Genomic DNA, 12399 nt, shown 5'->3' on the forward strand with positions numbered 1-12399 from the left:
TTCCATAAATTCTAGGTTAAGTCAAATATTCTAAATTACTTTTACGTGTATAGCGTTTAATCCTTTTTTTCCTTCTGTAAGTTCGAATTCTACAACATCGCCTTCACGAATCTCGTCGATCAATCCCGAAATGTGTACAAAATGGTCTTTGTTTGAACCTTCTTCTGTGATAAAACCAAATCCTTTCTCATCGTTGAAGAATTTTACTGTTCCTTTAATCATTCTATGTTTATTTTATTTTAATAATTACTGAGATGTATTCAACAATGATGCCAAAAATTAATGCCATGTTAATTGACCGATTTTAAGACGATGACAGGCTTATCATCGGTAAAACAAGGCGTTTGGACATGGATTTTAGACCAGAAACGGATTTGCGTATACCTTCGCTTAGAGATAACCCTCAGTCTATTAAAAACTTACATATTATGGAAACAAAATTCTCTTTGTTTAACCAGATTAATAGTTTATGTTACTGGTTATTAATTTCTAGCGATTACAGAACTTCTGTAAACTTAGATGCAGAAAAGGACACGTATAGCGTGTGTATTACGCATGCTGGTGTTGAACTTTACGCCAATACCATTCAAGGATTTAGTAAACGTAATGCCAATTTCTTAGAACACGAATTAGATGGTATGGTTGCTGGTTTACTCCATTTAAAACAAAATGTAGAGCAAAAATCGGCTTAATTAGTCACCTTAAATATTGTCTTAATATAGTAACGTCAGTTCGAGTGAATGTGCCTTAGTACATTTGTTTCGAGAACCATTTATACCCAAAACGTCTCGATACACAATTTATAAAACGAATTTCACTCCAAGTGACGACGATATTATATGTATATAAAGTTTATCGCGCTAACTTCCTCAGTGCCACCCATTGCTTTAGCATTTCTCTAGAATCTACAGCAGGATAACCCAATACCGTTTTTCCGGCAGGCACATCATTCATTACACCAGATCCAGCACCAACTGTTGCACCAGTATGTATGGTTGTATGGTCTTTTATGGATGCAGAACCACCTATTATAACACCATCACCTAAGGTAACAGAACCTGCTAATCCTGAACTTCCAGCCATAATACAAGAGCGTCCTAACACACAGTTGTGCGCAATTTGAACCAAATTATCAATCTTACAGCCATCGCCTAAAATTGTAGAACTAAATTTACCACGATCGACACAAGAATTGGCACCAATTTCTACACCATTACCAATCACTACATTACCAATATGTGGAATTTTTACTAAGCCTTGGCCATCTTCACTTGGTCTATACCCAAAACCATCTGCACCAATACTTACATTATTATGAAAAATACAGTGACTACCAATAACAGAACGCTCTCTAATGATAGTACCAGACCAAATTGTTGTATGGTCGCCAATGCTGGTATCATCTAATATTGTAACGTTTGGGTAAACAGTCACTTGAGTACCTAGCACTACGTTTTTACCAATATAAGAACCGGCTCCTACTCTACTGCCTTGCCCTATTTTGGCACTAGGATCAATGGTTGCTGATGGATGAATTTCGGTCTCAAAATGTGGTGTTGCTGGCGTGAATTTTTCTAGTAATTTGGCCATGGCTAAGTCGGCATTTTTTACTTTTATCAACACTCGGTTTTCGCCAGGTTCAAGATCTAAATTAGCATTCACTATAGCTAAACTTGCTTTAGAATCCTTCCAAAGTGCTGCAAATTTTCGGTTTCCAATAAAGGTAGCCTGATTTTCGTTTGCTTTTTGAATTTGTTCTAATCCTGTGATCTTACAAGTGGTTTGGCCAATAACGTCGCCTTGTATTATGGCATTAATGTCTTCAATTGTGTATGCGTTCATTAGTTTACTGTGTTAGTTATTTATATAGACAGTCAAGATAATACTAAAAAATGACAATACAATTTTATGCAGCCGAGAGGTGGTCAATTATTTTGATATGACCTTACATGGTAATCTCCCTAAACACAATCCCTAAGGCTTTTTGCATTTCAATCAATTTTTGCATTTCTCCAGGTATAATAAGGGCAATGGATTGTCCTGTTTTACCAGCTCTAGCTGTTCTACCACTTCTGTGCGTGTAGTAGTCTAATTGTTCTGGCAATTGATGGTGCAATACAAAACCTAAATTATTCACATCAATACCTCGTGCCGACACATCTGTAGAAATTAAGACTTGCAGACTTTCGTTTTTAAAAGCGCGCATCACTTTATCGCGTTCTTTTTGTTGCATGTCACCTTCTAACGCACCAACAGCAAAACCTTCATTTTGTAATTGCTCAGCGAGTGCTTTTGTACCAGCTTTGGTTCTACAGAATATGATACCACGTTGCTCAGGACGTTGGTCTAAGATTCTGGTAATCATATTCACCTTTTCTTGGATGTGTGTTTGAATAAAATGATGTGAGATATTCTTATTAACTAAGGCATCTTTGTTCACCTCTATTCTAACAGCGTTAGGCGACATATAATTTTTAACGATGTTTTTTATCTCGTTTGGCATGGTTGCAGAAAATAACCAAGTAGATCTGCGTGAGGTATTAAATTGTAAAATTTTATTTAAATCTTCCTTAAAGCCCATGCTCAGCATCTCATCGGCTTCATCTAAAACGAGTGTATTCACTTTTGAGATGTCTATAGCACCACGCTCTATTAAATCGAGTAAACGACCAGGTGTCGCAACAACAATATGTGTTGCTCTCGTGAGTCTTTGAATTTGCCTATCTATCTTTTCACCACCATATACACCTTCTGCAAAAATTTTGTGATCTACATATTTAGTAAATTTAAAAAGCTGCTTTTGTATTTGCTGTACCAATTCTCGTGTTGGCGCAATAATCAAAGCCTGAATATTTGAATTATTAGGATCTATGTTGTGTAAAACAGGTAAACCAAATGCGGCTGTTTTTCCAGTTCCGGTTTGGGCTAAACCAATTAAATCCGTTTTAGATGCCAGTAAAACAGGAATAGCTTTTTCTTGAATTTCTGTTGGTTTTTCAATATGAAGCTCTTTTAATCCTTTGATAAATGATTTGTGAATTCCTAATTCTGAAAATGTAGACATAGTGTTTTATTATGGTGTAAAGGTACATTAAAATACGGCCTATTGCACGTAGGTTTATAGTGGTTTCATTTTATCGTATCGTCTAAGCTGAGTACGAATTAAAGCAAAGTTCAGTTGGTCTTTACCAGCTGATTGGTCTGTAGTCTTTTAAAAATTTACCAGACCAATGTTTACCTGTATTAATGCCATCAAATAAAGGGTCCATAACACGAGCAGCACCATCTACAATATCTAATGGTGGTTGAAAATCGTGTAATTCTTGTTTGCGTTTGGCAAGTTCTGCAGGATCTTCGTCTGTCACCCAACCTGTATCTACAGCATTCATATAAATTCCATCTTTTGCTAAACTACCAGCTGAAGTGTGTGTTAACATATTTAATGCGGCTTTAGCCATATTGGTATGCGGATGACGATCTTCTTTAAAAAAAGTGTGAAATTTCCCTTCCATAGCAGACACATTGATAATATGCTTTTGACCTGTGTTTTCTTTTTTCATCACTTCAGACAAACGATTGCACAACACAAATGGTGCAACAGAATTTACCAATTGTACTTCAATCATTTCTGTAGTTTCAATTTCCCCTAATTTTAATCGCCAACTGTTGGTTTTTCTTAAATCTACTTGTTGTAAATCGGCATCGAGTTGACCTTCAGGAAACACCTCTTGTGCGACTAAAGTATTATCAAAACTATACGGAATTTGAGATAGTTTAGCTGAAGAACGCAAACCAATACCAGGTTCTGGTCCATGCCATGTTACTGGCATATTTTTGTTAGGAGAAGCACCAGGAGTAAATTGATTTAATTCATCTAAACACGCCAAATGATCTTGCAGTAAATCGCGTGCAAATTTTGGTAATTCTTCTACAGGACGTTCTTCATTTGTCATTAAGTGGCTATAAAATCCTGCTGGTCGTCTAACGGTTTGTGCTGCGTTATTTATAAGAATATCAAGCCTCTCATAACGTTGTTCTATAAAATTACAGAATATTTCTACGCTTGGTATGTGCCTTAAATCAAGACCATGAATTTTTAAACGGTGTCCCCATTCTGTAAAATCCTCCTCTTGAGAAAAACGCAAAGCCGAATCTACAGGAAAACGTGTTGTAGCAATGACTGTGGCACCACCACGAAGCAACATTAATGTAATATGATACCCAATTTTTAAGCGCGAGCCTGTAATGACTGCAACTTGTCCTTTAACATCAGCGGTTTGAAAACGTTTGGCATAATTAAAATCGCCACATGCTTCACACATGGTATCATAGAAGTGATGCAATTTGGTATATAAGGTTTTACAGACATAGCAATTTCTAGGCGATTCGAGCTCTAATTGTGCTTTCGCTTTTAAATCGGCTTCTGGTAATAATTTTGGTGCCACAAAAATATGAGCTTCTCTAGCACTTCGAATACCAGTTTCTTTACGCGCATTTCTATCTCTTGCGGCTTGCTTGCGCTTAGCCGCTTTTTTAGCATCTTTTTTACGACGCGAAAATTCCTCTCGACTTGGACGCGATAATTGTCCTGAGGCTTTTATTAAAGCCGTACGTTGTGCTTTTGGAATTTCAAATATTTGATCTGTGTTCGCCACTAAACGCTCTAAAATAGAAATACATTGTTCTATTTCAGGCAGTGAAATATCTTTTGGGTTTTGATCTTTAGTGGTGTCGCTCATATTTATTTTGGGACTTCTACACGCTTTATTACGTCTATAATGTGGAATTAATCTTCTGGTGGAAATCCGTGAATTTCTTCAAACTTTTCGTCAAAATTCGTTCTTAAATACGAATTGAGTTTCTTTTGATAATCGTCTTTTAACCATTTTAAGAAATTGTATGTGCTTCGGCTTATGCATTTCGCATATACTTCTATACGTTGATTAATGTCTTCTTTTAGCAATTTAGCTAATGCAAGCGCATCATAAACATCTTCACTGTTTTCTATACAAATTTTGGCATGATGCTCAATAGAACGTTCTAATACCACTTTTGAAGATTCGCCTTTGGCTACAGCATCTTTATAGGTTTGCTTAATATCAAAATACGTGTCTTCAGATTTAGCGAACTCCTCTTTTATGTCTTCAGACAAATCGTGCTTAAAGGTAGATTCTATGGTTTCATCATCTTTAATACGATCAGCATACCAATTTGGCGATTTAAAAATTAATTGCCAATCTAAATCAGCTCCCCAAGGTCCAAATCTATATAGATTGTTTCCTAAATCAATGGTTGTAAATTTAGATTTATTGTTAAGGATACGAGAACCACGACCTATCATTTGGTAATATAATGTCAATGATTTCGTCGCTCTATTTAATATAATGGTATCAATGGTTGGTTCATCAAAACCAGTGGTTAAAATACTCACTGAGGTTAAGATGGCATCAGGTGTTTCATGAAACCACTGTAAAATTTGCTTACGTTGCTTTTTAGTCGCTGTGTTATCTAAATGCATGATAGGAATACCAGCTTCTTTAAAAGCATAGTACACACTAATAGACGTGTTAATACCATTATTAAAGATTAAGGTCTTTTTTCCTAAGGAGTGTCTTTTATACGCATCAATAAGTTTTTGCAACATCGCAGGACTCGAATAAAGATCTTCAGAAGATTTTACGGTATAATCGCCATTAGAACCTACTTCTAGAGAGGTTAATCCCATATCGTAAGCATAGGTTTCTGCGCGTGCTAAAAACTCGTTTTCAATTAGGTTTTCTATAGTTTCTCCCGTAATAAGTTCGTCATAGTTATCCTTCATTGGTAACTCTTTATTAGAACTTAAAGGTGTTGCGGTAACACCAAGAATAAAGGATTTTTCAAAAAACTTAAATAGTTTCGTAAAGGAATTATAATGCGCTTCATCAATAATAACTAAACCAACATCAGAGATATCTAGCATGTCATCATTTAGCCTATTGTTTAGCGTTTCTACCATGGCAACAAAACACGAATAATCGCCTTGGTCATCTAAATTTGCTTTACTATTTACAACCTTGTTAGTTACACCAAAACTATCTAACATTTTAGAAGTTTGGTTACAAAGTTCTACTCTATGCGTCATAATTATTACCTTTTTTGAATGGTTTTTTAGGTATTGACGCACTATTTCGGAAAAGATAACCGTTTTTCCACCACCAGTTGGTAATTGGTACAGTAGATGGTAATCTTCGCGCTCGGAATCAAACTTTTCGAAGATTTGACTTATGGCACCTTGTTGGTAGTCATATAATTCTTTATCGGTTTTTTTTTCTTGAATAGCTTGATTTGTTTGAGACATAAATATATTTTGAAATGGTGTTTTTGAAAGCGCAAATTTACAATTCTTTCGCTCACAAAAAAAGTATCCGATTAAATGATATATTTTGAACCACATCATAACACCTGAAACAATTTAAGCAACAGGTTTTTAAACGAAAACATTTATCACTAAAGCGATTAATTAAGTCATAACCGTTTACTATATAATGGATCGATACATCGGCTTAGTATCACATAAGTTAACTAAACAATTTTTATTATATATTTACGTTTTCAAAATGTTTTAGACAATACATCCCTCTATGAAATACCTCTTTTTAAGTGTTCTTTTTATATGTACAACTTGGTATACTTTAGCACAAAAAGATTCAATTTCAACAGCATTAAAAATTGAATTAAAAACAGAAACATACAATAAAGGAGTTATTATAGATACTATAGAAATTCCATTAATAGTAAAACCAACAAAGACACCTGTCGTTGATATTAAGGCAGCGTTTTGGGACAACATAAATCATAACCCTTACCAAAATTCAATTCAGAAATTCCCTTTAGAACTCAGCTTTTCTGATAGTACATATGCATCACCTGTTTTGCATAAAAAGGTAATAACATCGCGTTATGGTTGGCGTCGTGGACGACCACATAATGGTATAGATATCGATTTGGTTACTGGAGATTCTGTGGTGGCCGTTTTAGATGGTATTGTAAGAATAGCCAAATATTCTAATGGTTTTGGTAATGTGGTTGTAGTTAGACATTATAATGGTTTAGAATCTACTTATGCCCATTTATCTCACATTGCAGTAAAAGCAAATGATACTATAGCAAAGGCACAATATTTAGGAAAAGGTGGCAATACAGGAAATTCTAGAGGTAGTCATTTACATTTAGAATTGAGTTATAAAGGCCAACCCATTCATCCTGAATATATTTTTGATTTTTCGTCTAAAAATGCCATACGATCACAACGCTTATGGGTTACACATAAATGGGCACATGCGAGATTTCATAATTCTAAACGTGTTAGTAAAATAAAATTGATTACCACCGAAGATGAAGCTGCTTTGGCCAGTTTAGCGAAGCAACCGAGATTTTACGTCGTTAAAAAAGGGGATACACTTTATGGTATTTCGCGACGGAATAATATGTCTGTTGCCAGACTGTGTAAAACCAATTCTATCAATCAAAATACAACCTTAAAGATTGGTCAAAAATTAGTTTTAGATCTCTAATTAATTCCATATTCAACTATTAAATTCTGTATTTTCGCAGTCACAAAACTGAATTCTATTGAAAGTCTGTATAGCCGAAAAGCCAAGTGTTGCAAGAGAAATTGCAGCTGTTTTAGGAGCAACCACCAAACGCGATGGTTTCTTTGAAGGCAATGGCTATGCGGTTACTTATACCTTTGGTCACTTATGTACCTTGTTTGAACCTGCAGATTATAAACCCTATTGGAAAAGTTGGGACTTAAACAACTTACCCATGTTACCAGAGAAGTTTGAGGTTAAAGTCGCTAAAAATGATGGTATAAAAAAGCAGTTTAAAATTGTTAAAAGTTTATTTGATAAGGCAGAATTAGTGATTAATTGTGGTGATGCTGGCCAAGAAGGAGAACTGATTCAGCGTTGGGTTATCAATAAAGCCAATTATAAAGGTAAAGTACAGCGTTTATGGATTTCGTCATTAACAACGGAAGCCATTAAAGAAGGGTTTAAAAATTTAAAGCCAGCTGAAGATTATGACAATTTGTATTATGCTGGTTTTTCGCGCTCTATTGGCGATTGGTTGTTAGGAATAAATGCCACACGATTATACACCGTAAAACATGGTGGTTATAAACAAGTACTGTCCGTAGGACGTGTACAGACACCTACTCTAGCGATGCTGGTAAATCGGTTTAAAGACATCGAAAATTTTGTACCACAACCGTATTGGGAATTACAGACACTTTATAGAGATACACTTTTTAGCTATGAGGAAGGGCGTTTTCTTAACATGGAAGATGGCGAAATTTTAGCTAATAAGGTCAAAGAACATCAATTTGAAATTGTTTCTATTACAAAAAAGAAAGGTACAGAATACGCTCCGAAATTATTTGATTTAACCGGATTGCAAGTGTACTGTAATACAAAGTTTGGATTTTCGGCGGATGATACCTTAAAAATTGCTCAAAAACTGTATGAGAAAAAAGCCGTAACATACCCAAGAGTAGATACTACGTTTTTGCCAAATGACGTGTATCCAAAAGTAAAAGGAATTTTATCAAAACTTACGGATTACAATGTACTTACAGCGCCTATTTTAAGTAAAAAAATAAAGAAATCTGCACGTGTCTTTAATGATAAAAAAGTAACAGATCACCATGCCATTATTCCTACAGGTATCCAAACACATTTACAATATAATGAGCAACAAGTCTATGATATTATTGTAAAACGATTTATTGCTGTGTTTTATGATGATTGTAAAGTGTCTAACACTACTGTTATTGGTAAAGCAGCTGATGTTAATTTTAAAACCACAGGGAAAGAAATACTATCTAAAGGATGGCGTGTTGTTTTTGAGAAGAAAGCAACCGCTGCGCCTGCTTCTAAAGACAATTTGCTTCCAACTTTCGAAAAAGGAGAAAAAGGACCGCATGAACCGTCATTTTTAGAAAAACAAACAAAACCGCCTAATCAATTCACAGAAGCCTCATTACTGCGTGCTATGGAAACTGCAGGAAAGCAAGTAGAAGACGAAGAACTAAGGGATTTAATGAAGGAAAATGGTATTGGACGTCCATCTACACGTGCCAATATTATAGAAACCTTGTTTAGACGGAAATACATTAAACGAAATAAAAAGCAGATTTTACCTACTGTTACAGGGATTCAGTTAATAGAGACTATTCAGAATGAGCTTTTAAAATCTGCAGAGTTAACAGGTTCTTGGGAAAAGCAGTTAAAAGACATTGAAAAAGGTGAATTTAGTGCCACAGCGTTTATTAGAGGTATGAAACGTATGGTAGATGCTTTGGTTTACGAAGTACGTAGTGAAAAGGTAGCATCTAGAATTTCTGCTGTTAATAACAAACATGTTGGCAAAGCTAAATCTAAAAGTAAAACAAAATCTACAGCCTTAGTTGGTAGTGCATGTCCAAAATGTAAAACAGGCGCACTGTTAAAAGGGAAATCGGCTTATGGTTGTAATTTGTACGGAAAATCATGTGATTTTACTTTGCCTTTTAGTTTTGGAGCAAAAAAGATTTCTGAAAAGCAGTATATACGATTGTTAGCAAAAGGATCTACAGTAAATTTAAAAGGCTTTAAAATTGAAAACCAAACTTTAGAAGGTTTACTGAGATTTGATGCAAATTTTAAACTCAAGTTTGAACCCAAAAAAGTGGCTAAAAAAGCAGTGATTAAGGCAGGAGATGCTTGTCCTAAATGTCAGACAGGAAAAGTATTAAAAGGGAAAACGGCTTTTGGTTGCAGTAACTATAAAGTAGGCTGTGATTTTAGAGTTGGATTTTAGTTCACTGCACTTTTTCTGACCATATTTTATGATTGGAATTATTATTGTTTTAAAGCAAAAGGTACATAAAAATCTTCTTCAGAATCAGGACTTCCATTTTTATATTGTGCGCCCATAACTTGAAAATGAGGACGTGTATCAATTTTATATGGCGTTGATGGCAACCATTCAGTCATAATGTACTGATAGGTTTTGGAGGCATCCATTCCTTTGTGTCTAAAAACGGCGTAATCGCCTTTAGGAATTGTAATGCTAGCCATATTTTTGGGTAAATCATCAACATTAGACACTTCAGTAGCAGCCCAAATATCAAAAGGTGTTTCCATGGCATTGAAATCATTATAAATTTGTACCGCAATTAGATCAGGATGTAATACGGTTTTGATTTCTTTTTTTCTTGGCATAAATTGTTTCCATAAACTTACAATTTTGCCATATTCACCATGATTCATTGTGCTAGATTGGCCGACCAACTTCTTTTCTGAAATGGTTATAATTTTTGGTGTCATCTTATATTCTAAAAAATTCATTTAAAGGTATAAAAAAAGCACAAGCTTTAAGCTTGTGCTCTTTTAGAATTAGCCAACCAATCAACAAAAAGCTAATTCTTCCCTAACCAATTTTATATATTACATTTTTGGTAATACTACAGTATCAACGACGTGTATGACACCATTAGATTGATGGACGTCACTAATGGTAACTGTAGATAAATTACCAGATGCATCCTTTAGGATGATTTGATCGTCTTTTAGCGTTGCTATTAAAGTACTGCCTTGGACTGTGGTAAATGTAGCTTTGCCGTCTCCTTTATTTATGGCTTTCATAATGTCTTTTGCACTATAACGACCAGGAAGAACATGATATGTTAATACGGCTTGTAATTTTGTTTTATTTTCTGGTTTTAGTAATGTGCTTAAGGTACCTTTTGGCAATTTATCAAACGCGTCGTTTGTTGGTGCAAAAACAGTAAATGGACCTTCTCCTTGTAAGGTTTCGACTAATTCTGCAGCTTTTACAGCAGCGACTAATGTGGTGTGATCTTCTGAGTTCACCGCATTAGCAATTATATCTTTTGAAGGGTACATTTCGGCACCACCTACCATTTTTGTGTCTTTTTTTGATTTAGACGTTTGCGCTATTGCAGTTGTACCTATACATAAGGTTATGGCTAAGGTCAGTGTTGAAATAAGTTTTTGAATTCTCATAATATGTGTTTTAAATTTAGTGTTACTCTACCTACGCTATTTTTAGTGCTGCGGTTTTAAAAAACATATATTATTTAAAAGAAATAAGTTTAAAGTGTTGATTTTGTGTTCATTAAAACACGAAAAAAAGCCACTATCTAAGATAATGGCTTTTAATGTTATAAAATGTATTCGTTTTTAAGCTTGCTTTACGCGAACAGCATTCATGCCGCGTTGTCCTTTTTCGAGTTCAAAAGTAACTTTATCATTTTCTGCAATGTCATCAATGATTCCACTGACGTGAGTAAAGTGCTTTTCGTTGGTTTCCGTATCAATAATAAATCCGAATCCTTTAGAACTGTCGTAAAACGACACTTTTCCGTTTCTAATTGGGTCAAATTCTTCAACATCAGAATCATCCTTTTGAGGAATTCCTATGACAATGTTCTCTGCTTTAACCTTTACTTTCATTGAAGGATCTGGTGGTGTATCTGTAAGATTACCATTGTGATCTACATAAGCCAGAGGAATACCTCCTGACCCATTTTCTTCTTTTTGAAGTTTACGCGCTTCCATTTTTTTGCGCTTGTCTTCTCGTTTTTTTAATCGTTTTTTTTCTTTTTCACTTTTACTAAAAGTTTGTTGTGATTTAGCCATTCGTAGTTTTAAAAATTAATATGTGTGTGCTTTTGAAAATATTGTAATGCAAACAAGTTAACTAACTTAACAATGAATAGTATTAAAATCTAGTACAATAACTTAAAGTAAAGCTATATTGAGTAGTATATCTTCAATAAGACAGTAACAAAGATACAATTTCTATACCAATAATTAAAATGAACTCACTGGTAAATAAAATAATAAATGGCGATCTCTACAAATAGAAGCAGACCTCTCTCCTATTCTTTATGGTTTTACCAATTTACCTGCATAGTGTAATACAGTACCTTCTTTATTTGTAATGGTTAAAACAGCATTTCCATTTGGCTTAACTTCAATAGCAAGTTCATAGCGATCTGTTTTTATCGCTACAGAAATTTTCTGGTTGTCATCATCAAAGCTATTTGTTGTTGTACTGTTAGACGCCTTAATGGTGACTATGGATTTGTCCTTAGCAAAGGAATGTAATTTTCCAGAAACTTCAGAGCCTTTAAAAACAATACTATTTTCATCAGCATTAAGCCTTTCTCTGCCTTGGTCGTTATAAATAACATGGGCCACAAATTGATAATTCTCAGATGCAACTAAAGCTTTTGAATTAAGATATATGGGTTGAAAAATTTCTTTCTGTGATTGTTTTTCTTGAGCTTTTACAACCGTACCAGCAGATAAACTAAAGGCTAAGGCGATTAAAATTAACTTTTTCATA

12 protein-coding genes are annotated in these 12399 nt (G+C 34.6%); 3 read left to right on the forward strand and 9 right to left on the reverse strand.

All coding sequences use genetic code 11. The features are described from left to right. Window positions 1-30 precede the first annotated feature (30 nt). The gene (locus HNV08_RS08400; protein WP_173280751.1) at window positions 31-222 is read right to left on the reverse strand and encodes a cold-shock protein; all 192 of its coding nucleotides are present in this window, start codon (window positions 220-222) and stop codon (window positions 31-33) included. 128 nt (window positions 223-350) lie between these two features. Between HNV08_RS08400 and HNV08_RS08405 the strand changes: the two genes are divergently transcribed. After that, entirely contained in the window at window positions 351-692 is a 342-nt protein-coding gene (locus HNV08_RS08405; RefSeq protein ID WP_173280753.1) for a hypothetical protein, read from the forward strand. 160 nt (window positions 693-852) lie between these two features. On the opposite strand, the gene lpxD is transcribed toward HNV08_RS08405, so the two are convergent. From lpxD to HNV08_RS08425, 4 genes are all read right to left on the reverse strand, one after another. Beyond that, the gene (gene lpxD, locus HNV08_RS08410; protein WP_173280755.1) at window positions 853-1842 is read right to left on the reverse strand and encodes a UDP-3-O-(3-hydroxymyristoyl)glucosamine N-acyltransferase; all 990 of its coding nucleotides are present in this window, start codon (window positions 1840-1842) and stop codon (window positions 853-855) included. 103 nt (window positions 1843-1945) lie between these two features. Continuing rightward, a complete protein-coding gene (locus HNV08_RS08415) occupies window positions 1946-3064 on the reverse strand; it encodes a DEAD/DEAH box helicase (RefSeq protein ID WP_173280757.1) in 1119 nt (372 codons plus the stop codon). 121 nt (window positions 3065-3185) lie between these two features. Next, window positions 3186-4739 carry an SDR family NAD(P)-dependent oxidoreductase gene (locus HNV08_RS08420; RefSeq protein ID WP_173280758.1) on the reverse strand — a complete coding sequence of 518 codons (1554 nt, stop codon included), beginning with the start codon at window positions 4737-4739 and terminating at the stop codon, window positions 3186-3188. A gap of 47 nt (window positions 4740-4786) precedes the next feature. After that, entirely contained in the window at window positions 4787-6340 is a 1554-nt protein-coding gene (locus HNV08_RS08425) for a DEAD/DEAH box helicase (protein ID WP_173280760.1), read from the reverse strand. Between the two features lie 283 nt (window positions 6341-6623). On the opposite strand from HNV08_RS08425, the gene HNV08_RS08430 reads away from it, so the two are divergent. Together HNV08_RS08430 and HNV08_RS08435 are read left to right on the forward strand one after the other, a co-directional pair. Further along, window positions 6624-7556 (forward strand): peptidoglycan DD-metalloendopeptidase family protein, encoded by a 933-nt coding sequence (locus HNV08_RS08430; RefSeq protein ID WP_173280762.1) that lies wholly within the window; start codon window positions 6624-6626, stop codon window positions 7554-7556. A gap of 58 nt (window positions 7557-7614) precedes the next feature. After that, a complete protein-coding gene (locus HNV08_RS08435) occupies window positions 7615-9843 on the forward strand; it encodes a type IA DNA topoisomerase (protein WP_173280764.1) in 2229 nt (742 codons plus the stop codon). A gap of 41 nt (window positions 9844-9884) precedes the next feature. Here the strand turns inward: HNV08_RS08435 and HNV08_RS08440 are convergent, their stop codons facing one another. From HNV08_RS08440 to HNV08_RS08455, 4 genes are all read right to left on the reverse strand, one after another. Further along, window positions 9885-10373 carry a GyrI-like domain-containing protein gene (locus tag HNV08_RS08440; protein WP_241697199.1) on the reverse strand — a complete coding sequence of 163 codons (489 nt, stop codon included), beginning with the start codon at window positions 10371-10373 and terminating at the stop codon, window positions 9885-9887. 99 nt (window positions 10374-10472) lie between these two features. Further along, window positions 10473-11051: a fasciclin domain-containing protein gene (locus HNV08_RS08445; protein ID WP_173280765.1), complete on the reverse strand. Its 579-nt coding sequence runs from the start codon at window positions 11049-11051 to the stop codon at window positions 10473-10475. A gap of 177 nt (window positions 11052-11228) precedes the next feature. Continuing rightward, on the reverse strand, window positions 11229-11687 hold the full coding sequence (locus HNV08_RS16255; protein WP_194241988.1) for a cold-shock protein: 459 nt from the start codon (window positions 11685-11687) through the stop codon (window positions 11229-11231). 249 nt (window positions 11688-11936) lie between these two features. Then, window positions 11937-12398 (reverse strand): DUF4251 domain-containing protein, encoded by a 462-nt coding sequence (locus HNV08_RS08455; RefSeq protein WP_173280766.1) that lies wholly within the window; start codon window positions 12396-12398, stop codon window positions 11937-11939. Window position 12399: the final 1 nt, after the last annotated feature.

Source organism: Winogradskyella eckloniae (assembly GCF_013249045.1).
Taxonomy (GTDB): Bacteria; Bacteroidota; Bacteroidia; order Flavobacteriales; family Flavobacteriaceae; genus Winogradskyella; species Winogradskyella eckloniae.

Excerpts from the sequence above, each read along its gene's own strand:
- HNV08_RS08445 (WP_173280765.1), bottom strand. The coding sequence starts at position 11,051 with ATGAGAATTCAAAAACTTATTTCAACACTGACCTTAGCCATAACCTTA.
- HNV08_RS08440 (WP_241697199.1), bottom strand. The coding sequence starts at position 10,373 with ATGAATTTTTTAGAATATAAGATGACACCAAAAATTATAACCATTTCA.
- HNV08_RS08425 (WP_173280760.1), bottom strand. The coding sequence starts at position 6,340 with ATGTCTCAAACAAATCAAGCTATTCAAGAAAAAAAAACCGATAAAGAA.
- HNV08_RS16255 (WP_194241988.1), bottom strand. The coding sequence starts at position 11,687 with ATGGCTAAATCACAACAAACTTTTAGTAAAAGTGAAAAAGAAAAAAAA.
- HNV08_RS08405 (WP_173280753.1), top strand. The coding sequence starts at position 351 with ATGGATTTTAGACCAGAAACGGATTTGCGTATACCTTCGCTTAGAGAT.
- HNV08_RS08455 (WP_173280766.1), bottom strand. The coding sequence starts at position 12,398 with ATGAAAAAGTTAATTTTAATCGCCTTAGCCTTTAGTTTATCTGCTGGT.
- HNV08_RS08415 (WP_173280757.1), bottom strand. The coding sequence starts at position 3,064 with ATGTCTACATTTTCAGAATTAGGAATTCACAAATCATTTATCAAAGGA.
- HNV08_RS08400 (WP_173280751.1), bottom strand. The coding sequence starts at position 222 with ATGATTAAAGGAACAGTAAAATTCTTCAACGATGAGAAAGGATTTGGT.
- HNV08_RS08430 (WP_173280762.1), top strand. The coding sequence starts at position 6,624 with ATGAAATACCTCTTTTTAAGTGTTCTTTTTATATGTACAACTTGGTAT.
- lpxD (WP_173280755.1), bottom strand. The coding sequence starts at position 1,842 with ATGAACGCATACACAATTGAAGACATTAATGCCATAATACAAGGCGAC.
- HNV08_RS08420 (WP_173280758.1), bottom strand. The coding sequence starts at position 4,739 with ATGAGCGACACCACTAAAGATCAAAACCCAAAAGATATTTCACTGCCT.